The sequence below is a fragment of the Rhodanobacter soli genome, from assembly GCF_040548735.1.
In the GTDB taxonomy this organism is placed as follows: Bacteria; Pseudomonadota; Gammaproteobacteria; order Xanthomonadales; family Rhodanobacteraceae; genus Rhodanobacter; species Rhodanobacter soli_A.
The window spans coordinates 1,034,569-1,055,200 of record NZ_JBEPSD010000001.1 but is presented as its reverse complement, the minus strand read 5'-3'; the positions used below and the strand labels follow the sequence as shown (position 1 = coordinate 1,055,200).

Here is a 20,632-nt window from a genome sequence, read left to right as displayed (position 1 = left end):
CGCCATCACCCGCCGAGGCCAGAATGTTCCCCAAGGATTGCACGATTGCCGGTTACGACGACGAACTGGCCCAGGCCATCGCCGATGAAGGCCAGCGCCAGGAAGATCACGTCGAACTGATCGCCTCGGAGAACTACGCCAGCCCGCGGGTGATGGAAGCGCAGGGCTCCAAGCTCACCAACAAGTACGCCGAGGGTTATCCGGGCAAGCGCTACTACGGCGGCTGCGAGTACGTGGACGTCGCCGAGAAGCTGGCGATCGAGCGGCTCAAGCAGCTGTTCGACTGCGACTACGCCAACGTGCAACCGCACTCCGGTTCGCAGGCGAACCAGGCGGTGTATTTCGCGTTGCTGCAGCCGGGCGACAAGATCCTCGGCATGAGCCTGGCCCACGGCGGCCATCTCACCCACGGCGCCAAGGTGAACCTCTCCGGCAAGATCCTCGACGCGGTGCAGTACGGCGTCGACGAGAACGGCCTGGTCGACTACGACGAAGTCGAGCGCCTCGCCGTCGAGCACCAGCCGAAGATGATCGTGGCCGGATTCTCCGCCTACTCGCAGGTGATGGACTGGGCGCGTTTCCGCGCCATCGCCGACAAGGTCGGCGCCTACCTGTTCGTCGACATGGCCCATGTCGCCGGCCTCGTCGCCGCCGGCGTGTACCCGAGCCCGCTGCCGCATGCGCACGTGGTCACCTCGACCACCCACAAGACCCTGCGCGGCCCGCGCGGCGGCATCATCGTGAGCAAGGGCGCGGGCGAGGAGATCGAGAAGAAGCTGCAGTCGATCGTGTTCCCCGGCATCCAGGGCGGCCCGCTGATGCACGTGATCGCGGCGAAGGCGGTGGCGTTCAAGGAAGCGCTGGAACCCGGGTTCAAGGCCTACCAGGCCCAGGTGGTGAAGAACGCCAAGGCGATGGCGAAGACCTTCATCGCGCGCGGCTACAAGATCGTCTCCGGCGGCACCGAGAACCACCTGATGCTGGTCGACCTGATCGGCCGCGACGTCACCGGCAAGGCCGCCGAGGAAGCGCTGGGCAAGGCGCACATCACGGTCAACAAGAACGCCGTGCCGAACGACCCGCGCAAGCCCTTCGTCACCTCCGGCCTGCGCGTCGGTACCCCGGCCGTCACCACCCGCGGCTACATGGAAGCGGACGTGACCGAACTGGCGAACTGGATCTGCGACGTGCTGGACGCGCCAGCCGACGAGGCGGTGATCGCCCGCGTGCGCGGGAACGTCACGGCGCAGTGCAAGAAGTTCCCGGTTTACGGCTGAGCCACCGGCATGCATGCCCTGCAGGTCGGGTTGATCGGCGACCACAACGATGAAGTGGTCGCCCACCGCGCCATTCCGTTGGCGCTGGACATGGCGGCCGATGCCTGCGGCGTGACGGTCGAGCCGGTCTGGATACCGACCGACCAGGTCGGTGACGGCGCCGCGCTGGCGGAGTTCGACGGACTCTGGTGCGTCCCGGCCAGTCCGTATCGCAGCATGGAAGGCGCACTCACGGCGATCCAGGTGGCGCGCGAGCGGCACGTCCCGTTCCTGGGCACTTGCGGTGGTTTCCAGCATGCCGTGATCGAATATGCGCGCAACGTACTCGGCTGGGCGGACGCCGAGCATGCCGAAACGGCACCACACGCCCGGCGCCAGGTGATCGTGCCGCTGCTGTGCACGCTGGTCGAGGTGACCGATGCCGTGCATCTGGCCGAGGGCTCGCGGTTGGCGCGGGCCTATGGCGTCAATGCGATCGCCGAGGGTTATCACTGCAGCTACGGCTTGAGCCCCGATTTCCGTGAGGCGCTTGCGGATGGTCCGCTGCGGATCTGTGCGGTGGACGCCGCCGGCGACGTTCGCGGCATCGAACTGGAGGGCCACCCGTTCTTTGTCGCCACCCTGTTCCAGCATGAGCGAGGCGCCTTGCAGGGACGGGTGCCGCCCGCCGTGCGTGCTTTCGTGCAGGCAATGGTCGACACTTACTGAGCATGCATTGCCCCTTCTGCCAGCACGAAGACACCCGCGTGATCGACTCACGGCTCACCGAGGACGGCGCCAGCGTGCGTCGCCGGCGCGAGTGCGAGCAGTGTGGCGAGCGCTTCAACACCTACGAAACGGCCGAGCTGAAGCTGCCGACGATCGTGAAGAGCGGCGAGCGGCGCGAGGTGTTCGACGAGCGCAAGCTGCGGGTGAGTTTCGAGCGTGCGCTGCAGAAGCGGCCGGTGTCCAGCAACGACGTGGACAGCGCCATGCGCACCATCATCAACGACCTGCGCCGCAGCGGCGAACGCGAGGTGCCGTCGCGCCAGCTCGGCGAACTGGTGATGCGCGAGCTGAAGAACCTCGACCAGGTCGCCTACGTGCGTTTCGCCTCGGTCTACCGCAAGTTCGAGGACGTGCACGCGTTCCGCGAGGAGATCGAGAAGCTGGAGCGCGACCTGCCCGGACTGGCCGATTTGCAGTTGCCCTTGCTCGGCGGCGGCAAGCGCGAAGGCAAATGACGCGGTGCCTGTAAGAGCGCACCCCGTGCGCGAATGATGTCGCCGCAATGCAAGTTTTTAGCGCACAAGGTGCGCTCCCACAAAGGCGCGGCGTCGTGACCGACTCTTTTTCGGCTGTTGATCACACTCACATGGCGCACGCCCTGCACCTGGCCGAACGCGGCCTGTGCACCACCCAGCCGAACCCGCGCGTGGGTTGCGTGATCGCGCATGGCGACGACGTGGTCGGCACGGGTTTCCACCAGCGCGCCGGCGAACCGCATGCCGAGGTATATGCGCTGCGCGAAGCCGGCGAACGGGCGCGTGGCGCCACCGCCTACGTGACGCTGGAGCCCTGTGCGCACCACGGCCGCACGCCGCCTTGCGCCGATGCGCTGGTTGCCGCCGGCGTCAGGCGCGTGGTGATCGCCGCCGAGGATCCGTTCCCGCAGGTTGCCGGTCGCGGCATCGGCAAGCTGCGCGACGCCGGGGTCATGGTCGATGTCGGCCTGATGCGCGAGGCCGCGCGCGAACTCAACGTCGGCTTCTTCAGCCGGATCGAGCGCGGCCGTCCCTGGGTGCGGGTGAAGCTGGCGATGAGCCTGGACGGCCGCACCGCGCTGGCCAACGGCAAGTCGAAGTGGATCACCGGCGAGGCCGCGCGCGCCGACGTGCAGCGCTGGCGCGCACGCAGCTCGGCGATCCTCAGCGGCAGCGGTACGGTGCTGGCCGATGACCCGCGGCTCACCGTGCGCTTGCCCGAAGGCGAGGCATTCGCGCCGCCGTTGCGCGTGATCCTCGACCGCCAGCTGCGCACGCCGGCCGGCAGCCACGTGCTGGACGGCTCGGTGCCGACCCTGCTCCTGCATGGCGCAGCGGCGTCCGGCGCGGACGAACGCTTCGCGCGGGTCGAGCGGGTCGCGCTGGCCATGCAAGGCGATGTGCTGGACTTGCGCGCGGCGCTTGCCCTGCTGGCCGGCCGCGGTTGCAACGAAGTCCATGTCGAAGCCGGCCCGACCCTGTGCGGCGCGCTGTTCGCCGCCGGCCTGGTCGACGAATTGCTGCTCTACGTCGCGCCCCTGCTGCTGGGCGACGGCGCGCGCCCGCTGCTGCAACTGCCCACGCTCGACGACATGGCCCGACGCTGGCAGCTGCAGGTAGTCGATCAGCGCATGCTGGGCCAGGACATCCGTCTGCGAATGCGGCCGAACTGATTTTCAATGCAGGTAGGCGGGAAAGCGCGGCAGCAGCGCGATATCGCGCGGGTCATGCTGGATCACCACCCGCGCATGCATCCGCGCAGCGATCGCTTCGAACCGATCCATCGACGCCAGTGTGGCGGCACGGTCGATGTTGATCCGGGGCACGCGCCGTAGTTGGCGGGCTTCACGGCTGTGGTAGAGATCGCCACTGAGCAGCACCACGCCGGCGTGCGGCAGGCGCAGCTGCAGAGCCTGATGGCCGGGCGTGTGGCCAGGCAGCAACAGCAGTTGCACGCTGCCATCGCCGAAGACGTCCGTGTCGCCATCGGCGAGGCGGATCTTTGCATTCCGGTAGGCGCTGACCGGCGCCAGTGATTCGAACGGCGGTGGCGTGGGGCCGGTCGCGGCGGCCAGTTCCCGGCGCTGCAATATCCAGGTGGCGTCGCCGAACAGGTTGGCGTTGCCGGTGTGGTCGATGTGCCAGTGCGAGAACGCCAGGTAATCGATGTCGGACGGTCTCAGGCCGATCGCCTTGAGCTGGTCGACCAGCTTGATCCGCACGCTGCCATGGACGCCGGGGGCAAAGTCGATGCCGCCCGGGCGGTCGGCGATGGCGTCGCCCAGGCCGGTTTCCCATAGCAGGATGCCTTTCGGGTGGCGGATCAGGAAGCACGGCACCGACATCGTGCCCGGCTTGCCGTCCAGCGCGCCGCTGGCGTCGAACATGCCCATGTCGCGCACGTCGATCCGGCCGCAGTCGAGCACGTACAGGCGGACATCGGCCGGTGCGCCGGTGGCGTGGGCGAACGTGGCGAATGCCACCAGCAGCATGGACAGCAGGCCGCGCGTGACGCGGGGCAGGGAAGGGAAGACACGCATGGATAGCCCTCAGCGGTCGAAGTCGATGGCGAGCTTGCCGAAGTGGCGGCCGGCGACGAGTTGCTCGAACGCTTCGCGCAGCTGGGCGAAGCCGTAGACATGGTCGATCACCGGTTGCAGGCCGATGGCTTCGACGGCGGCTACCATCTGCTCGTGCGTTTCCAGCGATGCCACCGAAATACCTTGCAGGCGCACGCGCTTTAGCACCATCGGCGTGAGTGGCAATGTCGCCTCGCTGCCGCCGATCCAACCGAGCACGGCGATGAAACCGTGCATGCGCACGGCCTCCAGCGATCGCGCCAGGGTGGCCGCGCCGATCGTCTCCACGACCACATCCACGCCCCTGCCCCCGCTGGCCTCGCGCACCAGCGAACCCCACTGCGGGTGCGTCCTGTAATTGATGCCGACGTCGGCACCCAGCGCCTTGGCCCGTCCCAGCTTCTCGTCGCTGGAGGACAGCACGATCGCCCGCGCGCCACGCGCCTTGGCGAACTGCAGCGCGAACAGCGCCACCCCGCCGGTGCCCAGCAACAGCACGCTTTGCCCGGCGGTGACGTGTGCTGTTTCCAGGATCTGCCAGGCAGTGAGAGCGGCAATCGGGAGCGTGGCGGCTTGCACGCTGGACAGGTGCGCGGGTGCGCGTGCCAGCGAGTACTGGTCGAAGCAGGCCAGCTCGCGCATCACGCCCGGCTCGGGCCCGCCGATCTCGGCGCCTTCCCATTCCGGTCGCATGGCACCGGCGATCCAGCGCGACTTGTAGAACGTGGTGACGTGATCGCCCGGTTTGAAGCGGGTGACCTCTTCGCCGACCTCCAGCACCGTGCCCGCACCGTCGGACACCGGCACGATCGGCAACGGCACGCCGCGATAGAGGTCGCCATTGACCACCATGTGATCGCGGAAGTTGAGCGAGGCCGCCTCCATCCGCACCAGCACTTCGCGGGGACCGGGGCGTGGCGCAGGCAGGTCGACCGGATCGAGATGATCCAGGCCGAACGCGGAAAGCTGGATGGCACGCATGGCACGACTCCTTGAGGTTGGCATGCGGGCATGGTCGCGCCGCGGCGACTCGGTGATAATCCACACGAATGGGCAATCTTCTGTTCCTTCAATGAATCAATCTTTCGACCTCACGCCGACCCGCCTGCGCGAACTGCGCGCCTTCGCCGCCGCCGCGCGGCGCCTCAACTTCTCGCGGGCGGCGCTGGAGGTCGGCTGCACACCCTCGGTACTGAGCCGACGCATCGCGATGCTGGAGGGGGCCGTGGGCGCGCGGCTGTTCCTGCGCACCACGCGGCGCATGGCGCTGACCGCGCGCGGCGAGCAGTTGCTGGCGCAGTGGCAGCGCATGGAAACGGTGATGACCGAACTGGCCGCCGACCTGCGACCGGCGGATGGCGGACTATCCGGCCGCCTGTGCGTGCACCTGCCGGGCAGCTTCGGCCGTCATCGCGTGGCACCGCTGCTGGCCGACTTCATGCGCGAACACCCCGGCATACGCGTCGAGGCGACATACGAAGACACCTATGTCGACATGGTGACCGGCAGGGTCGACCTGGCCCTGCGACTGGGGCGGCTGGCGGATGTGCAACTGGTGGCGCGTAGGGTGGGCACGATGCGCGTGTTTCCCTGTGCCTCGCCCGATTACCTGGCCTCGGCGCCACCGCTGCGCGACCCGGCCGAACTGAAGGCGCACCGCTGCATCACCTTCAGCGGCTATCGCCGCGGCACGCTGTGGTCGTTCAGCCGACAGCGCCAGCGGCGCGCGGTGCGCATCGAGCCGGTGCTCACCTGCAACGACGCGGAGGCCATTCGCGACGCATTACTGGCGGGGGTGGGGGTTGGATTGCAGGGCGACTACATGGCCGACACGCTGGTCGCGGAGGGGCGGCTGGTCGACCTGTTCCCGGACTGGAACCTGCCGTCCTTCCCGATCCACCTGCTGTGGCTGCCCGGTGCAGAGCGCACGCCGGCACTGCGTGCGCTGATCGACCATCTGGCCCAGGGACTGGCGGCGTGACCGTTCGGCCGTGATCGTGCGCATGGGGAAACGCTGCTTCCCAGTGGCGTCGGCGGCTTCGTACTTCGATGGTGCTAGACTTCCGCCGCCGGTGATCCGGCATTGCACGACGTCTTCAGGGCGGGGCGAAATTCCCCACCGGCGGTAGGCCTTTCGAGGCGAGCCCGCGAGCGCTTCCGGCCATGCCGGAGGGTCAGCAGATCCGGTCCGATGCCGGAGCCGACGGTTGGAAGCGGGCGACCGCTTCCTCACAGTCCGGATAAAGAGAAGACGGCACGGCGGGTGCTTCACGCGCGCGCCTGGCCTCATGCCTTGAGGCGTACTCGCTCACACCATGCGGAGTACGTTTCATGAAAGTCATTCATTCGCCAAGCCGCATCGCCCTCCGTCCGGAGGTGCATTGATGTTCACCGGCATCATCCAGGCCGTGGGGCGCATCGCGCGGCTCGAACCGCGCGGCGGCGACGTGCGCCTGCACGTCGACACCGCCGACCTCGACCTTGCCGACGTGCAGCTGGGCGATTCGATCGCCGTGTCCGGCGTGTGCCTCACCGCGATCACGCTGGAGCCGCACGGCTTCAGCGCCGACGTCTCCAACGAGACGTTGTCGCTGACCTCGCTGGGCCAGCTCAAGCCGGGCGACCCGGTGAACCTGGAAAAGGCGCTGCGCCTGGCCGACCGGCTCGGCGGGCACCTGGTTTCCGGCCACGTCGACGGCCTCGGCAAAGTCGTGTCGATCACCCCGGACGGCCGCTCGCAGCGCTGGACGTTCGAGGTATCGGCGGCGATCTCGCGCTACATCGCGGCGAAAGGTTCGGTCTGCATCGACGGCACCAGCCTCACCGTCAACGAAGTCGCCGGGCATCGCTTCGGCGTCAACCTGATCCCGCACACGGTCGAGCACACCGCGTTCCATGCGCGCCGCGTGGGCGACGCGGTGAACATCGAGGTGGACGTGGTGGCACGTTACATCGAGCGGCTGCTGTCCAGCGGCGAGACGCCGCGGCTGGATGAGGCGTTCCTGAAACAGCACGGCTTCGCCTGAACTTTCAACTCCTCCCCCTGCTGGCAGGGGGAGGTCGGGAGGGGGTAACGCTTTTGATTTGACAGACCAGAACAAGAGCCACCCCTCCCCAGCCCTCCCCTGCTTTGCAGGGGAGGGAGAACAGCACTCAAGGAACACCCATGGCTTTCAACACCATTCCCGAAATCCTCGAAGACATCCGCGCCGGCCGCATGGTCGTCATCCTCGACGACGAGGACCGCGAGAACGAGGGCGACCTGATCATGGCTGCGCAGATGGTGCGGCCGGAGGACGTCAACTTCATGGTGCGCGAGGCGCGCGGCCTGCTGTGCCTCACGCTGACCGAGCAGCGCACGCGCCAGCTCGGCCTACGCCCGATGGTCAGCGACAACACCTCGGCCTACCACACCAACTTCACCGTCTCGATCGAGGCGGCCGAAGGCGTCACCACCGGCATCTCGGCGCACGACCGCGCGCGCACGATCCAGGTGGCGGTGAAGTCCGATGCGAAGCCGCAGGACCTGTCGCAGCCGGGCCACATCTTCCCGCTCACGGCGCAACCCGGCGGCGTGCTGACCCGTGCCGGTCACACCGAGGCCGGCTGCGACCTGGCCGCGTTGGCCGGGCTGGAGCCCTCGGCGGTGCTGATCGAGATCCTGCACGAGGACGGCTCGATGGCGCGGCGGCCGGAGCTGGAGATCTTCGCGCAGAAGCACGGCCTGAAGATCGGCACCATCGCCGATTTGATCCGCTACCGCCTCGAGACCGAGAAGACCGTGCAGCGCGTGCACGAGGAGGACGTGGACACCGAGTTTGGCCCGTTCCGCCTGGTGGCCTACCGCGACGCGATCCGCCGTGGCCTGCACTACGCGCTGGTGCGCGGCAAGGTCGGCGACGGCGCGCCGGTGCTGACCCGCGTGCACGTGCGCAACACGCTGTCCGACGTGCTGCATCTGAAGCGCGACGACCTCGGCCTCACCGTGACCTCGGCGCTGCGCCGCATCGCCGACGAGGATCGCGGCGTGCTGCTGGTGCTGTCCGGCGAGGATACCCCGGAGGCGCTGCTGGCCCGGCTCAACCGCCAGCCCAGCAAGCAGGCGCCGGAAGAGGCGCAGCAGCAGGAGTGGCGCCAACTCGGTCTCGGCGCGCAGATCCTGGTCGACCTCGGCGTGCACCATCTGCGCGTGCTGGGTACGCCGCGCAAGATGGTGGGGCTGGGCGGGTTCGGGCTGGAAGTGGTGGAGTACGTGTAATCTCGCGCAGGGCATGAACGCGCCATGCCGCGGCCATGTCCTGCAAACCATACTTGAGCTTTCCCGATCACGACGAGCATGTCCGAGACCGCCATCCGCCTGATTGCCCCTTCGGGTTACCCGCACGATCGCGCCGCGATGGCGCGCGGCGTGGCGCGGCTGCGCGAGGCCGGTTGCGAACTGGACGGGCTGGAGGTGCTCGATCGCAGCGAGCAGCGTTATGCCGGCAGCGATGCGGAGCGGGCCGCCGACCTCAATGCGCTGGCCACGCGGGACGCGTTGCCGGACATCGCGCTGGCGATCCGCGGCGGCTACGGCGCCACGCGCCTGCTGACGCAACTGCATTACGACGCCTTGCGCGAGCGCCTGGGTAGCAGCAGCACCGTGCTGGTCGGCCACAGCGATTTCACCGCGCTGCAGCTGGCGCTGCATGCGAAGAGCGGCCTGTGCACGTTCAGCGGCCCGATGCTGGGCGCCGATTTCGGCGCCGAGACGCTCAGCGAATTCACCTGGCGGCATTTCTGGGACACCGTGCGTGCGCCTGCAGCGCAGGTCGAGTGGGCAACCACCTCCGACGCCGATCATCTCGACGTGGAAGGACCGCTGTGGGGCGGCAACCTGGCCGTGCTGTGCAGCTTGCTCGGTACGCCGTATTTCCCGGCGATCGAGGGCGGCATCCTGTTCGTCGAGGACGTCGGCGAGCCGCCGTTCCGGATCGAGCGGATGCTGTACCAATTGCACCTGTCCGGCGTGCTGGGGCGCCAGCGTGCGCTGCTGCTGGGCGATTTCAGCCAGTGCCGGCCCAGCAGCTACGACAACGGCTACGGCCTGGTCGACAGCTTCGCGCAGATCCGCCGCGCCAGCGCGATGCCGGTGATCGACGGCCTGCCGATCGGCCACGAGCCGGACAAGTTCACCCTGCCATTCGGCGCGCCGGCACGGCTGCAGGTCGCGGGCGGCAGGGCGCAGCTGTCTTTCAGCGGCTACCCCCATTTGCCGCCCGGCGTCTGAGTGCTGCTCCTCCCCCTGTGCGCAGGGGGAGGTCGGGAGGGGGTAAAGCTCTTGCCGAAGATCAAGAGCGACCCCACCCGACCTCCCCTGCAAGCAGGGGAGGAGCTCAAGCGAGCAGGCGGGCCGGCAAACCCGTAAAATGGCCGATCTGCATGGGCCGCGCGTCCAACCAAGGAAATCCGCAATGAAGATCATCGAAGGCGATTTCGCCACGCCGAAAGGCCGCTTTGCCATCGTCGCCGGCCGTTTCAACGGTTTCGTCGTGGAGCCGCTGGTGGCGGGGGCGCGTGACGCGCTGGTGCGTCATGGCGTGAAGGACGACGCGATCGAGCTGGTCCGCGTGCCGGGCGCGTGGGAGATCGCGCTGGCCGCGCACAAGCTGGCCAACTCCGGCAAGTACGCCGCGGTGATCGCGCTGGGCGCGGTGATCCGCGGCGCCACCCCGCACTTCGACTACGTCGCCGGCGAGTGCGCCAAGGGCCTGGCCCAGGCCGCCTACAGCTCCGGCGTGCCGGTGGCGTTCGGCGTGCTGACCACCGACAGCATCGAGCAGGCGATCGAGCGCGCGGGCACCAAGGCCGGCAACAAGGGCGCCGACGCCGCGATCGCCGCGCTGGAAATGGTCAACCTGTACGGCAAGCTGGCATGACCCAGCATCCGCAGGGCCTCGACATGCAGGCGCGCTCGCGCGCCCGCCGCCGCGCGTTGCAGGCGCTGTACGCGTGGCAGTTGAGCGGCAGCCACATGAACGCGGTGATCGAGCAGTTCCGCCACGAGCAGGACATGGAAGTGGCCGACCTCGAATACTTCGAGGACCTGCTGCACGGCGTGGAGAAGAACGTCGACGCGCTGGACGAGGCCCTGCGCCCGCACATCGACCGCGAGGTGGCGCAGATCGATCCGATCGAGCGCGCCGCGCTGCGCCTGGCCGCGTACGAGCTGAAATTCCGTCCGGACGTGCCGTACCGGGTGGTCATCAACGAGGCGATCGAGGTCACCAAGCGCTTCGGCGCCGACCACGGCCACAGCTACGTCAACGGCGTGCTGGACAAGCTGGCCGGCGAACTGCGCGCGGTCGAGAAGCGCGGCTGATGCCGGGCACCGCGGGGTCGCCGGGCGGGCAGGTGCCGGAGATCGAGACCGTGCGGCTGCGCCTGCGCGCACACCAGGCCGGCGATCACGCCGCCTGCACCGCGATCTGGTCGGACCCCGAGGTCACCCGTTACATCGGCGGCCAGCCGTTCACCGCCGAGGAAGTGTGGAAGCGCCTGCTGCAGTACCGCGGTCTGTGGAGCCTGCTTGGCTACGGCTACTGGGCCATCGAGGAGAAGGCCAGCGGCCGCTATGTCGGCGACGTCGGTTTCGCCGACTTCGCGCGCGAACTGCAGCCCTCGCTGCGCGGCATGCTGGAGTGCGGCTGGGTGCTGGCGCCGCAGGCGCACGGCCAGGGCTATGCCAGCGAGGCGGTGGCGGCGATCGCGGCCTGGGCCGACGCACAGTTCCCCGGACGGCGCGTGGTGTGCATCATCGCGCCGGAAAACCAGGCGTCGATCCGGGTCGCGGAAAAAGCCGGCTTCCGCCTGTGGCAGCCGTCGACCTATCGAGACAGTCCCACCCTCGTGTTCAGCCGCTGACCTCGCATGGGGGTTTCCCGATGGAATTCGACCTGATCGAACTGATCCGCCGGCACACCGGGCAAGCGCGCGACGACGTGCGCGTCGGCATCGGCGACGACGCTGCGGTGCTGGCGCCGCCGCCGGGGAAAGACCTCGTGATGGCGATCGACACCCTGGTCGAAGGCGTGCATTTCCCGCGAGGCACCGCGCCGGCCGATATCGGCTGGAAGGCGCTGGCAGTGAATCTTTCCGACCTTGCCGCGATGGGCGCCAGCCCGGCGTGGGCGCTGCTGGCACTGACCTTGCCCAGCGCGGACGCGGCCTTCGTCGAGGGTTTTGCCGAAGGCTTCGCGAAGCTGGCGCAGCCGCACCGGCTGGCCCTGGTCGGTGGCGATACCACCCGCGGGCCGCTGACGATCAGCGTGGCCGTGCACGGCTTCGTGCCGCCGGGCCAGGCGCTTACCCGTGCCGGCGCACGGCTTGGCGATGCGGTGCTGGTGACCGGCACGCTGGGCGACGCGGCTGCCGGCCTGCATGCCTTGCAGCATCCGCCGCGCGAAGACGACGGCCGCACCGTGCTGCGCGGCTTCCTGGTCGAACGGTTGAGCCGGCCGACGCCGCGGCTGGCGGTCGGTACGGCATTGCGCGGGCAGGCCACGGCCTGCGTCGACGTCTCCGACGGTCTGCTCGCCGACCTGGGCCATATCTGCGTCGCCAGCGGCGTCGCGGCGGAGATCGAGACCGCCTTGCTGCCGCGCTCGTCGGCGCTGCTGGAGCTGTACGACGACACCACGGCGCTGCACTTCGCGTTGAGCGGTGGCGACGACTACGAATTGTGTTTCACCGTGCCGGCCGCTCGCCTGGCCGAAGTGCAGGCCGGCCTGGCCCGGCTCGGCTGTGGCGCCACGAAGATCGGCCGCATCGTGGAAGGCGAAGGCGTGCGCGTGCGTGCTGCCGATGGCTCGTCGCTGGCGACGGATCGACCGGGCTGGGAGCACTTCGCGTGAATGCCAGGAAGAGCCTCAGCGCCGTGCAACGCCGCGCCCTGCTGGCTACGCCGGCCGGCTGGCTGGCCTGCGGTTTCGGTTCGGGCCTGGCGCCGGTGGCGCAGGGCACGTCCGGTTCGCTGGCCGCGCTGCTGCCCTGGCTGCTGCTGCGCGAACTGCCGTTGCCGATCTATCTGGCGGTGTTGCTGATCGGTTTTGGCGCGGGCGTGTGGGCGTGCAACGTGGCCAGCCGCGCGCTGGGCGTGGCCGACCACCGCAGCCTGGTGTGGGACGAATTCATCGGCCAGTGGGTCGCCCTGCTGCCGTTGCTGGTGCTGCCCGCGCCGTGGTGGGCGATCGCGTTCGGCTTCGTATTGTTCCGCCTGTTCGACGTGTGGAAGCCGTGGCCGATCAGCTGGCTGGACCGCCGCGTCAAGGGCGGCATGGGCGTGATGATCGACGACGTGGTGGCCGGCGTTTTCGCCGCGGCCGTGCTGGCGCTGGGGCTGTACCTGCTCCGGTAATCGCCTCAGCCGCCGGCCTGCAGCACGATGCGGTAGCGCGCCTTGCCGTCGGCAAGATGCTGCAGCGCCTCGTTGACGTTCGCCATCGGAAACATCTCCACCTGTGGGCGGATGTCGTGGCGGGCGGCGAAGTCCAGCATGCGGGCGATGTCGACCGGCGAGCCGGTGGGCGAGCCGGAGACTTCGCGTTGGCCCATGATCAGCGCGAATGCGGGCACCGGGATCGGCTCCAGCACCGCGCCGACCACGTGCATGCGGCCCTTCGGCGCGAGGGTATTGAGCAACGCGTTCCAGTCCATCGGCACGTTGACGGTGACCAGCAGCAGGTCGAGCGAGCCGGCGATCGCCTCGATCGCGGCGCTGTCGCGGCTGGCGACCACGTGGTGCGCGCCGAAGCCGCGCGCCTCGTCGGCCTTGGCCATGGTGGAAGTGAATGCGGTGACCTCGCAGCCCCACGCGGCGGCGAACTTCACCGCCATGTGGCCGAGCCCGCCGATGCCGACCACGCCGACCCGCGCGGTCGGCTTGATGTCGTGGGCGAGGAAGGGCTTCAGCACGGTGATGCCGCCGCATAGCAGGGGGCCGGCGCTGGCCAGGTCGATGCCCTCGGGCAACGGAATCGTCCACGCCCAGTGCGCGCGCAGCTTGTCGGCGAAGCCGCCGTGGTGGCCGCCGATGGTCGCCACCGACTGTGCGCACAGGTTCTGGTCGCCGGACAGGCACGGGCGGCAGTGCATGCAGCTCTCCGCGGTCCAGCCGATGCCCACGCGCTGGCCCACGCTGAGCCCCTTGGCCTGCGCGTCCAGCGCGACGACCCGGCCGACCACTTCGTGCCCGGGGATGAACGGGTAGCGCGCATTGCCCCATTCGTTGTTGATCATGGACAGGTCGGAGTGACAGATGCCGCAGTAGTCGACGGCCACCTCGACTTCCTCGGCGCCCAGTGCGCCCACGTCGAACGTGGCCAGTTTCAGCGGTTGGCCGGCCGCGCCGGCGGCCCAGCCCGTGATCGAGGACATGGCGAACTCCTGTGGTGGGAAAGACACAAGATTACGCCGTTGTGTCGCGCGCGCGGATTGGACATGCTGGCGGTCTTTCCCGCCACAGGAGCGTCCCCATGCTTTACCGTCGCCTCGGCACCTCAGGCCTGCAACTTTCCGCGCTGTCGTTCGGCGCCTGGGTCACCTTCGGCAAGCAGGTGGGGCGCGCGCAGGCGCGCGAACTGCTGGCGCTGGCGCACGATCGCGGGGTGAACTTCTTCGACAACGCCGAGACCTACAACAACGGCGTGGCCGAGCAGGTGATGGGCGACGTGCTGGCCGACCTGCGTTTCCCGCGAGACAGCTATTGCGTCTCCAGCAAAGTGTTCTTCGGTGCCGTCGACAAGCCGCTGCCGACCCAGCGCGGGCTGTCGCGCAAGCACGTGATGGAAGCCTGCCACCAGGCGCTGCAGCGCCTGCGCGTCGACTACCTGGACCTGTACTTCTGCCATCGGCCCGATCCGGATACGCCGATCGCCGAAACCGTGGCGGCGATGGACACGCTGATCCGCCAGGGCAAGGTGCTGTACTGGGGCACCAGCGAATGGCCGGCCGAGGCGATCCACGAGGCGCACAGGATCGCCCGCGAGAATCATCTGTATGCGCCGGTGATGGAGCAGCCGCAGTACAACCTGCTGCACCGCGAGCGGGTGGAGGTGGAGTACGCGCCGCTGTACGAGGCCTACGGCATGGGCACCACGATCTGGTCGCCGCTGGCGTCCGGCCTGCTCAGCGGCAAGTACAACGACGGCGTGCCGGCCGACTCGCGGCTGGCCCAGCCTGGCTACGAGTGGCTGCGCGAGGGCGTGCTGGGCCACGGCGACGAACGCCTGGGCAAGGTGCGCGCATTGCAGCCGATCGCCGCCGAGCTGGGCACCAGCCTGGCGCAGCTGGCGATCGCCTGGTGCCTGCTCAATCCCCACGTTTCCACGGTGATGCTCGGCGCCAGCAAGCGCGAGCAGCTGGCGCAGAACCTGGATGCACTTGAACTGTTGCCGCGGCTGGATGCGGCGGTGGCGCAGCGGATCCGGCAGGCGGTCGAGGCGGATTGAGCGGGGCCGAGGCGAAATGGTTGACAGTCAAATGAGAATCATTATCATCAAAGGTATCGCCGCTGCCTCCGGATATTCCGATGCCTGTCCTGTCCCTGCGCCAACCGTTGCCGTCATGCCCGATCCCGCGGCCGGCTTTGCCGTCGCCGACTCCGGCAACGGCCAGACGTGTCTCCAGCCACGCGCTGCTGGAAGGTGAGCGCGAGCTGGTGATCCAGCACCAGGGCAGCGAGTACCACCTGCGCCTGACCCGCAACGACAAGCTGATCCTGACCAAGTAGCCACGACGGTCGGTTTCCCTGGCGCAGCGGGCGACAACAGCCCGCGCGTTTCCCCCGAGCCTGGGCGGTCTTCGCCGGCTCGTGTCGCTGGAGGCAGGCGATGTTCATTCCATGGTGGCGACAACGGCAGGCGTGGTACGCGCAAGCCTCCGGCGCGGGCATGTGCCGGCGCTGGCTGCGGATCGCACCGGCGCCACTGGTCGCGGCACTGCCGGCGCTCGACAGCGTGCTGTACATGCCGCTGGCGGCGTGCGGGCCGGAGTTGTCGGCGCTGCCGCGCGGCCTGCTGGTGGAAACGCCGCAGCTGGCCCTGCTGCTGCGGGTGCGCTGGTTGATGGCGGTCAGCGTGATCGCGGTGGACGGGCCGCGCGAATGGGTCGACGGCCTGGATCGAACCGGCCGCCCCCGCGTGCGCCTGCACCTGCTGCCGGACACCGATTATCTGGGCTGGGATCGTCTGCTGGCCGGCGGCGAGCCCGCGGCCGTCATGCCGGATACGCCGCATCTGCCGGCGGTCGACGCGTACGCGCTGCGTTTCCATCGACGCCAGTTGGCTGGCCTCGACGTGCTCCGCGGCGAAGCGGCCTGCGGGCTGTCGCCGCTGGGGCGGCAACTGGCCGGGCGGATCGTCCCTGCGCATACCGGGCAGCGCGATCGGCAGTTCCGCTAGTCGCGTCCGCCGACGGTCGTACCGGTTTTCAGGAAGGTTCCCGCGCCTGCGGCTCGCGCCGCAGGTCATCGGCGTGCGCGGTATGAAAATGCCGCTTGAACGCGACCTCGCCGGAGGCAGGTTCCTCCAGTTCGCGGGCGTAGCGATGGCCGGCGTAGACCGCGTGCGCGATCAGTCCGGGCGCCTCGGCGTCGCCGATGCAACGCAACGATCGCACGCCGGCGGCGGACCATTCCGCTTCGCGCCGCAGCAGCTCCTGGTACAGCGCGTCGTCGGGTACGCGGGCGGTCACCGCGACCACCGCGTCGCAGCCCAGCTCGCGGCGCCGATGGGTCCAGACGTCCTCGACGGCCAGCGTGGTGCCGTCGTAGCCGATGATGTCCTGCGACACCATCGCCTCGATGCCGAGTTCGGCCATCCGTTTGCGGATGTGCCGGTAGTCGAGCGTGTGCAGGCTCCACGGCGCGATGCCGTCGTCCGGGGTCAGGTGGATCACTTCGCAGCCGCGCAAGCGCAGCAGTTCGGCCGCGACGCTGCCGTAGTAGAAGCCGTCGTCGTCGAACACCACCACGCGGCCTTCCGGCAGGCGGCCGTCCATCAAATCGTCAGGCGTGAATACGCGGGGATTGTTGGCGAAGCCGGGAATGGCGAAGCCATGGCTGCGGCCGTAGCCGTCGCGGCGCCAGTGGCAGCCGGTGGCCAGCACCACGTGTTCGGCGCCGAAGTCGAGTACGTCCTGCGCGCTCAAGGCCGAATCGAGATAGACGGCTATATTCGCGAGCTTGTGGATCTGGCCGACGCGCCAGTCGCGCACGCGCGCCCATTCGGCCAGGCCGGGCAGGCGCGCCTCGCGGGTGACGCGGCCACCGAGTTCCTTGCGCGCCTCGGCCAGACTCACTTCGTAGCCGCGCTGACCGAGCGCGCGCGCGGCCTCCAGTCCGGCCGGCCCGGCGCCGACCACCAGCACGCGACTGGGAGAGCGCTTTGGCGCAATGCGTTCCGGATGCCAGCCCTTGCGCCACTCCTCGCCCATGGTCGGGTTCTGCGTGCAGCGGATCGGCGAGATGGTCATGTCGCCGGAGACGCAGATGTTGCAGCCGATGCATTCGCGGATGTCGTCGATGCGGCCTTCCTCGATCTTGCGCGGCAGAAAGGGATCCGCGATCGACGGGCGCGCGCAGCCGATCATGTCGAGCACGCCGCGCTTGAGCTGCGACACCATCGTGTCCGGCGAGGTGAAGCGGCCCACACCCACCACCGGCTTCGTGGTGGTCTTCTTGACGAAGTCGATGAAGGGTTCCTGCGCGCCTTCGCCGGCGAAGCGCGAGGGCACCGAGTCGTTGTACCAGGCGGCAAGATTCACGTCCCACAGGTCGGGCAGCTCGGCCAGCATGCCCACGATCTCCCTCGCCTCGGCCAGCTCCACGCCGCCGGGACCGAGCAGTTCCTCGGTGGCGAAGCGCAGCGCCACGGCGCAGGTGTCGCCGACCGCGTCCCTGGTGTCCTCCAGCACCTCGCGCAGCAGGCGCACGCGGTTCTCCAGCGAGCCGCCGTATTCGTCGCTGCGCTGGTTGCGCCGGCGCTGCAGGAAGTGCATCGCCAGCGACAGGTCGTGCGCCGCGTAGACGTAGATGATGTCCATGCCCGCGCGCTTGCCGCGGATCGCCGCCTCGCGATGCCAGCGCCGGTACTCGCGGATGTCGTGCAGGGTCATCGCACGCGCCTGCGACGGGTAGCCGTATTTGGACGGCTGGTGCGACGGCGCCAGCAGCACCTCGCGCGAATACAGGTTCGACGCGGTGGGGCCGTTGTGGGTCAACTCCAGCGCGGCCAGCGCGCCGTGCGCGTGCACCTTGTCGCACATCAGCGCCAGTGCTGGGATGTCGCGGTCGTCCCACAGCCGCGCCTCGACGTAGGGCGTGAGGTCGCCGCTGGGATGGATCTCGCACTCCTCGGTGGAGACCACCGCCCAGCCGCCCTCGGCCTTGGTCTCGCGCATTGCCGCATGCGCCAGCGGCATCGCATGGCCCATGCCATTGCAGTGCGGCACCTGGAAGAAGCGGTTCTTCGCGGTGACCGGGCCGATCTTGAGCGGGGTGAACAGGATGTCGTAGCGCGGATCTCTCATTCCGGGATGACCTCGACGGGCGGCGCGCTCCTGCGGAACAGGCGCATGGACACATATAGCGGCAATCCTGCCGCGATCAGTCCCAGCGCATACAGGAACGGTTCGTGGCCGATGCCGACGAAGGCGAACACCACGAACGCCACGCAGGTGACCGCGACCAGCAGCACCCGGCGCGTGGCGCACGTTGCGCTGCGCCGCCACCACAGCACGATCAGCGCGAGTGCGCAGCACAGGTAGAGCGGCAGGTTGGCGGCGGTCACCACTCGGGTGAGGAAGGTGAACGCCGACACCAGCGATTTGCTGTAGCTCATCCAGACCATCGCCGAGGCGAGCGCGCCGATCACCAGCAGCGCCACCACCGGTGCACCGTAACGGTTGTTGCGCGCCAGCACCGCCGGCAGCACGCCGTTGACGGCCATCGTGCGGGTCAGTTCGCCGGCGAGCAGGGTCCAGCCGTTGAGCGCGCCCAGCCCGCTGATCACCACGAACAGCGCCAGCCAGCGCCCGGAACCGGCGACGGCGAAGCGGTCCATCAGCAGCGCGAACGGCGCGCTTGCCTCGGCCAGCTCCTGCTGCCGGATCAGCAGCAGCGGCACGGTGGAAACGATGATGTAGATGATCGCGGTGAGCACGGTGCCGGTCATGGTCGAGCGCGGAATCGTGCGTCCGGGGTCGTCCACCCGCGCCGCCGGCACGCTCGCCGATTCGATGCCGAGCATCGCGAACAGGGCGATAGTGGAAGCGGCCATGACGTCGTGCAAAGTCAGCGGTGTCGTCGGTAACTGCGCGGTATAGCTTGCCGGCGAGGTCAGCAGCAGCCAGCCGCCGAGCAGCGCGATCGCCAGCATCGGCAGCAGCTTCAGTGCGGTGGTGACGATCTGCACGCCGCCGCCGGTGCGCACGCCGAACAGGTTGACCACCACCACCGACCACAGCAGGCACAGCGCGAACAGCACCGGCTGGATCGCGCCCAGCGGCGGGAATACCACCGTCATGTAACCGACCACGCCGGTGGCGAGTGCGGCATTGGTCAGCCACATCGACACCCAGTAGGCCCACAACGCCATGTACGCCGGCAGTTCGCCCAGCGTATGGCGGATGTAGCCGTACGGGCCGCCGGCGTCGGGCAGGGCGCGGGCCAGATGCGAGAACACCCGGGCCAGCACCAGGCAGCCGGCCAGCACGATGACCCAGCCGATCAGGGCATTGAATCCGAACGGCGCCAGCGACGCCGGCAGCACGAAGATGCCCATGCCGATGACGTTGCCCACGACCAGCGCGGTGCAGGTCCAGAAGCCGATCTTGTTGCCGTTGCGCATGTCGGCTTCTGCCTGGAGTTCAGTTCGAGAAGAGCGGAGGGCAGGAACGGCGCATGCTCACGCGGATTCGCCGGCGGGGCCGGCATAGGCCGCGCGCAGCAGGTTCTGGAAATGCCAGACGCCGCCCTCGCGTTTCGGATTCAACCGGCCGGGAACGTAGAAGCCGGACGCCAGCCCCTTCTGCACCGCTTCGCAGATCGCGATGTCCTCGTTCTGCACTTCGTCGCTGAAGGCCTGGTCGGCGGCGATGCGTGACTGGGCGCCTTCGTCTTGTGCGTAGTAATAGTCGAACACGATGCGGCAGCGGTCCGGTCCCAGCGGCAGGATGCGGTTGGTCTGCAGCCGTCCGGGCATGATGTTGAGCATCACGTTGGGATAGATGAAGTAGTAGAACGCCTGGCCGTCACCGTAGAGCTCGGTGCTGTCGCGCAGCGGCGAGGATTGCAGCGAATGCCACGCGAACAACTCAGTGTCGTAGGCGCGGTAGTCGAGCACCCGTGACAGGCCCGGGTGCACGTGTGGCAGGTGGTAGCCCTCGAGGAAATTGTCGACGTAGACCTTCCAGTTGCAGTCGATGTCGTAGTTGTCGCGGCGCAGGTAGCGCATGGCCGACAGGTCGATCGGCGCGATGCGCTCGGCGATCCCGGCATAGACCTCGTCGAACGGCGGCACATCCTGCGCCAGCGCCACGAACACTAGGCCCTGCCATTCGCGCACGTGCAGGGGCGGCAGGCGGATGTCCTCGACCTTGAAATCGCAGGCGTCCTGCATTTCCGGCGCACTGCGCAGCTGACCTTCGAGGGTGTAGGTCCAGCCGTGGTACTTGCAGTGCAGGGCACGCGCGCCCTTGCCGTCGCACAGCGCCAGCGGCCCCGCGCGGTGGCGGCAGACGTTGGGGAAGGCGCGCAGCACGCCGTCCGCGCCGCGGACCAGCAGGATGGGCACCCCGGCGATCTGCCCGACGGCATGATCGCCCGGCTCGGCCAGTTGCTCCTGGTGGGCCACCAGCTGCCAGCTGCGCGCGAATACCGCGCGCTGTTCCATCGCCAGCATCGCGTCGCCGGCGTAGTAGCGGGCGGGCAGGGCGTGTGCGCGGTTGAGTTCCTCGACCATGGTGTCGTCAGGCATGAGCAGGTGCGGTCCCCGGA

The 20,632-nt window shown here is 68.7% G+C and carries 22 protein-coding genes and 1 riboswitch; of the genes, 16 read left to right on the top strand and 6 right to left on the bottom strand.

The features are described from left to right. The first annotated feature begins 23 nt into the window (after positions 1-23). The 4 genes from glyA (at position 24) to ribD (ending at position 3,693) form a co-directional block, all read left to right on the top strand. Positions 24-1,277, top strand: coding sequence for a serine hydroxymethyltransferase (gene glyA / locus ABIE04_RS05010; RefSeq protein WP_354547471.1), 1,254 nt, complete (start codon positions 24-26; stop codon positions 1,275-1,277). A gap of 9 nt (positions 1,278-1,286) precedes the next feature. Continuing rightward, positions 1,287-1,985, top strand: a complete 699-nt coding sequence (locus ABIE04_RS05005) for a CTP synthase C-terminal region-related (seleno)protein (RefSeq protein WP_354547470.1) — start codon at positions 1,287-1,289, stop codon at positions 1,983-1,985. 2 nt (positions 1,986-1,987) lie between these two features. After that, positions 1,988-2,500 (top strand): transcriptional regulator NrdR, encoded by a 513-nt coding sequence (gene nrdR / locus ABIE04_RS05000; RefSeq protein ID WP_354547469.1) that lies wholly within the window; start codon positions 1,988-1,990, stop codon positions 2,498-2,500. A gap of 131 nt (positions 2,501-2,631) precedes the next feature. Continuing rightward, positions 2,632-3,693 carry a bifunctional diaminohydroxyphosphoribosylaminopyrimidine deaminase/5-amino-6-(5-phosphoribosylamino)uracil reductase RibD gene (gene ribD, locus ABIE04_RS04995; protein WP_354547468.1) on the top strand — a complete coding sequence of 354 codons (1,062 nt, stop codon included), beginning with the start codon at positions 2,632-2,634 and terminating at the stop codon, positions 3,691-3,693. A gap of 3 nt (positions 3,694-3,696) precedes the next feature. Here the strand turns inward: ribD and ABIE04_RS04990 are convergent, their stop codons facing one another. Together ABIE04_RS04990 and ABIE04_RS04985 are read right to left on the bottom strand one after the other, a co-directional pair. Beyond that, positions 3,697-4,560 (bottom strand): N-acyl homoserine lactonase family protein, encoded by an 864-nt coding sequence (locus tag ABIE04_RS04990; protein ID WP_354547467.1) that lies wholly within the window; start codon positions 4,558-4,560, stop codon positions 3,697-3,699. Positions 4,561-4,569: 9 nt separating this feature from the next. Next, the gene (locus ABIE04_RS04985; protein ID WP_354547466.1) at positions 4,570-5,580 is read right to left on the bottom strand and encodes a zinc-dependent alcohol dehydrogenase family protein; all 1,011 of its coding nucleotides are present in this window, start codon (positions 5,578-5,580) and stop codon (positions 4,570-4,572) included. A 91-nt stretch (positions 5,581-5,671) separates the two neighbouring features. Between ABIE04_RS04985 and ABIE04_RS04980 the strand changes: the two genes are divergently transcribed. The 9 genes from ABIE04_RS04980 (at position 5,672) to ABIE04_RS04940 (ending at position 12,994) form a co-directional block, all read left to right on the top strand. Next, on the top strand, positions 5,672-6,580 hold the full coding sequence (locus tag ABIE04_RS04980) for a LysR family transcriptional regulator (protein ID WP_354547465.1): 909 nt from the start codon (positions 5,672-5,674) through the stop codon (positions 6,578-6,580). Between the two features lie 107 nt (positions 6,581-6,687). After that, a riboswitch (FMN riboswitch) is annotated at positions 6,688-6,856 on the top strand. Positions 6,857-6,983: 127 nt separating this feature from the next. Next, a complete protein-coding gene (locus tag ABIE04_RS04975; RefSeq protein ID WP_354547464.1) occupies positions 6,984-7,625 on the top strand; it encodes a riboflavin synthase in 642 nt (213 codons plus the stop codon). 140 nt (positions 7,626-7,765) lie between these two features. After that, positions 7,766-8,857: a bifunctional 3,4-dihydroxy-2-butanone-4-phosphate synthase/GTP cyclohydrolase II gene (ribBA, locus tag ABIE04_RS04970; RefSeq protein ID WP_354547463.1), complete on the top strand. Its 1,092-nt coding sequence runs from the start codon at positions 7,766-7,768 to the stop codon at positions 8,855-8,857. Between the two features lie 78 nt (positions 8,858-8,935). Continuing rightward, positions 8,936-9,868 carry a muramoyltetrapeptide carboxypeptidase gene (gene ldcA, locus ABIE04_RS04965; RefSeq protein ID WP_354547462.1) on the top strand — a complete coding sequence of 311 codons (933 nt, stop codon included), beginning with the start codon at positions 8,936-8,938 and terminating at the stop codon, positions 9,866-9,868. A gap of 184 nt (positions 9,869-10,052) precedes the next feature. Beyond that, complete coding sequence (gene ribH / locus ABIE04_RS04960; RefSeq protein ID WP_354547461.1) at positions 10,053-10,517, top strand: 6,7-dimethyl-8-ribityllumazine synthase; 465 nt, start codon at positions 10,053-10,055, stop codon at positions 10,515-10,517. Continuing rightward, complete coding sequence (gene nusB, locus ABIE04_RS04955; RefSeq protein WP_354547460.1) at positions 10,514-10,960, top strand: transcription antitermination factor NusB; 447 nt, start codon at positions 10,514-10,516, stop codon at positions 10,958-10,960. The genes ribH and nusB overlap by 4 nt, the downstream gene beginning before the upstream one ends. Beyond that, positions 10,960-11,502 carry a GNAT family N-acetyltransferase gene (locus ABIE04_RS04950; protein WP_354547459.1) on the top strand — a complete coding sequence of 181 codons (543 nt, stop codon included), beginning with the start codon at positions 10,960-10,962 and terminating at the stop codon, positions 11,500-11,502. The genes nusB and ABIE04_RS04950 overlap by 1 nt, the downstream gene beginning before the upstream one ends. A gap of 20 nt (positions 11,503-11,522) precedes the next feature. Further along, positions 11,523-12,491: a thiamine-phosphate kinase gene (gene thiL / locus ABIE04_RS04945; protein ID WP_354547458.1), complete on the top strand. Its 969-nt coding sequence runs from the start codon at positions 11,523-11,525 to the stop codon at positions 12,489-12,491. Further along, complete coding sequence (locus tag ABIE04_RS04940; RefSeq protein ID WP_354547457.1) at positions 12,488-12,994, top strand: phosphatidylglycerophosphatase A family protein; 507 nt, start codon at positions 12,488-12,490, stop codon at positions 12,992-12,994. The genes thiL and ABIE04_RS04940 overlap by 4 nt, the downstream gene beginning before the upstream one ends. 5 nt (positions 12,995-12,999) lie before the next feature. Here the strand turns inward: ABIE04_RS04940 and ahr are convergent, their stop codons facing one another. Then, a complete protein-coding gene (ahr, locus tag ABIE04_RS04935) occupies positions 13,000-14,013 on the bottom strand; it encodes an NADPH-dependent aldehyde reductase Ahr (protein ID WP_354547456.1) in 1,014 nt (337 codons plus the stop codon). A 98-nt stretch (positions 14,014-14,111) separates the two neighbouring features. Between ahr and ABIE04_RS04930 the strand changes: the two genes are divergently transcribed. From ABIE04_RS04930 to ABIE04_RS04920, 3 genes are all read left to right on the top strand, one after another. Beyond that, the gene (locus ABIE04_RS04930; protein WP_354547455.1) at positions 14,112-15,086 is read left to right on the top strand and encodes a potassium channel beta subunit family protein; all 975 of its coding nucleotides are present in this window, start codon (positions 14,112-14,114) and stop codon (positions 15,084-15,086) included. A gap of 80 nt (positions 15,087-15,166) precedes the next feature. Then, the gene (gene hemP, locus ABIE04_RS04925) at positions 15,167-15,367 is read left to right on the top strand and encodes a hemin uptake protein HemP (RefSeq protein WP_354547454.1); all 201 of its coding nucleotides are present in this window, start codon (positions 15,167-15,169) and stop codon (positions 15,365-15,367) included. 100 nt (positions 15,368-15,467) lie between these two features. Next, a complete protein-coding gene (locus ABIE04_RS04920) occupies positions 15,468-16,037 on the top strand; it encodes a hypothetical protein (RefSeq protein ID WP_354547453.1) in 570 nt (189 codons plus the stop codon). Between the two features lie 28 nt (positions 16,038-16,065). Here ABIE04_RS04920 and ABIE04_RS04915 read toward each other — a convergent pair whose 3' ends face one another. The 3 genes from ABIE04_RS04915 to ABIE04_RS04905 are packed head-to-tail and all read right to left on the bottom strand — an operon-like array spanning position 16,066 to position 20,612. Continuing rightward, entirely contained in the window at positions 16,066-18,165 is a 2,100-nt protein-coding gene (locus tag ABIE04_RS04915) for an FAD-dependent oxidoreductase (protein ID WP_354547452.1), read from the bottom strand. Beyond that, positions 18,162-19,484, bottom strand: a complete 1,323-nt coding sequence (locus tag ABIE04_RS04910; protein WP_354547451.1) for an amino acid permease — start codon at positions 19,482-19,484, stop codon at positions 18,162-18,164. Before ABIE04_RS04910 ends, ABIE04_RS04915 begins: the two co-directional genes overlap by 4 nt. 57 nt (positions 19,485-19,541) lie before the next feature. Continuing rightward, positions 19,542-20,612, bottom strand: coding sequence for an aromatic ring-hydroxylating oxygenase subunit alpha (locus ABIE04_RS04905; protein ID WP_354547450.1), 1,071 nt, complete (start codon positions 20,610-20,612; stop codon positions 19,542-19,544). Between the last annotated feature and the right edge of the window lie 20 nt (positions 20,613-20,632).

Coding starts and splice junctions, on each gene's coding strand:
- glyA (WP_354547471.1), top strand. CDS start 24: ATGTTCCCCAAGGATTGCACGATTGCCGGTTACGACGACGAACTGGCC.
- ABIE04_RS05005 (WP_354547470.1), top strand. CDS start 1,287: ATGCATGCCCTGCAGGTCGGGTTGATCGGCGACCACAACGATGAAGTG.
- nrdR (WP_354547469.1), top strand. CDS start 1,988: ATGCATTGCCCCTTCTGCCAGCACGAAGACACCCGCGTGATCGACTCA.
- ribD (WP_354547468.1), top strand. CDS start 2,632: ATGGCGCACGCCCTGCACCTGGCCGAACGCGGCCTGTGCACCACCCAG.
- ABIE04_RS04990 (WP_354547467.1), bottom strand. CDS start 4,560: ATGCGTGTCTTCCCTTCCCTGCCCCGCGTCACGCGCGGCCTGCTGTCC.
- ABIE04_RS04985 (WP_354547466.1), bottom strand. CDS start 5,580: ATGCGTGCCATCCAGCTTTCCGCGTTCGGCCTGGATCATCTCGATCCG.
- ABIE04_RS04980 (WP_354547465.1), top strand. CDS start 5,672: ATGAATCAATCTTTCGACCTCACGCCGACCCGCCTGCGCGAACTGCGC.
- ABIE04_RS04975 (WP_354547464.1), top strand. CDS start 6,984: ATGTTCACCGGCATCATCCAGGCCGTGGGGCGCATCGCGCGGCTCGAA.
- ribBA (WP_354547463.1), top strand. CDS start 7,766: ATGGCTTTCAACACCATTCCCGAAATCCTCGAAGACATCCGCGCCGGC.
- ldcA (WP_354547462.1), top strand. CDS start 8,936: ATGTCCGAGACCGCCATCCGCCTGATTGCCCCTTCGGGTTACCCGCAC.
- ribH (WP_354547461.1), top strand. CDS start 10,053: ATGAAGATCATCGAAGGCGATTTCGCCACGCCGAAAGGCCGCTTTGCC.
- nusB (WP_354547460.1), top strand. CDS start 10,514: ATGACCCAGCATCCGCAGGGCCTCGACATGCAGGCGCGCTCGCGCGCC.
- ABIE04_RS04950 (WP_354547459.1), top strand. CDS start 10,960: ATGCCGGGCACCGCGGGGTCGCCGGGCGGGCAGGTGCCGGAGATCGAG.
- thiL (WP_354547458.1), top strand. CDS start 11,523: ATGGAATTCGACCTGATCGAACTGATCCGCCGGCACACCGGGCAAGCG.
- ahr (WP_354547456.1), bottom strand. CDS start 14,013: ATGTCCTCGATCACGGGCTGGGCCGCCGGCGCGGCCGGCCAACCGCTG.
- ABIE04_RS04930 (WP_354547455.1), top strand. CDS start 14,112: ATGCTTTACCGTCGCCTCGGCACCTCAGGCCTGCAACTTTCCGCGCTG.
- hemP (WP_354547454.1), top strand. CDS start 15,167: ATGCCTGTCCTGTCCCTGCGCCAACCGTTGCCGTCATGCCCGATCCCG.
- ABIE04_RS04920 (WP_354547453.1), top strand. CDS start 15,468: ATGTTCATTCCATGGTGGCGACAACGGCAGGCGTGGTACGCGCAAGCC.
- ABIE04_RS04915 (WP_354547452.1), bottom strand. CDS start 18,165: ATGAGAGATCCGCGCTACGACATCCTGTTCACCCCGCTCAAGATCGGC.
- ABIE04_RS04910 (WP_354547451.1), bottom strand. CDS start 19,484: ATGCGCAACGGCAACAAGATCGGCTTCTGGACCTGCACCGCGCTGGTC.
- ABIE04_RS04905 (WP_354547450.1), bottom strand. CDS start 20,612: ATGCCTGACGACACCATGGTCGAGGAACTCAACCGCGCACACGCCCTG.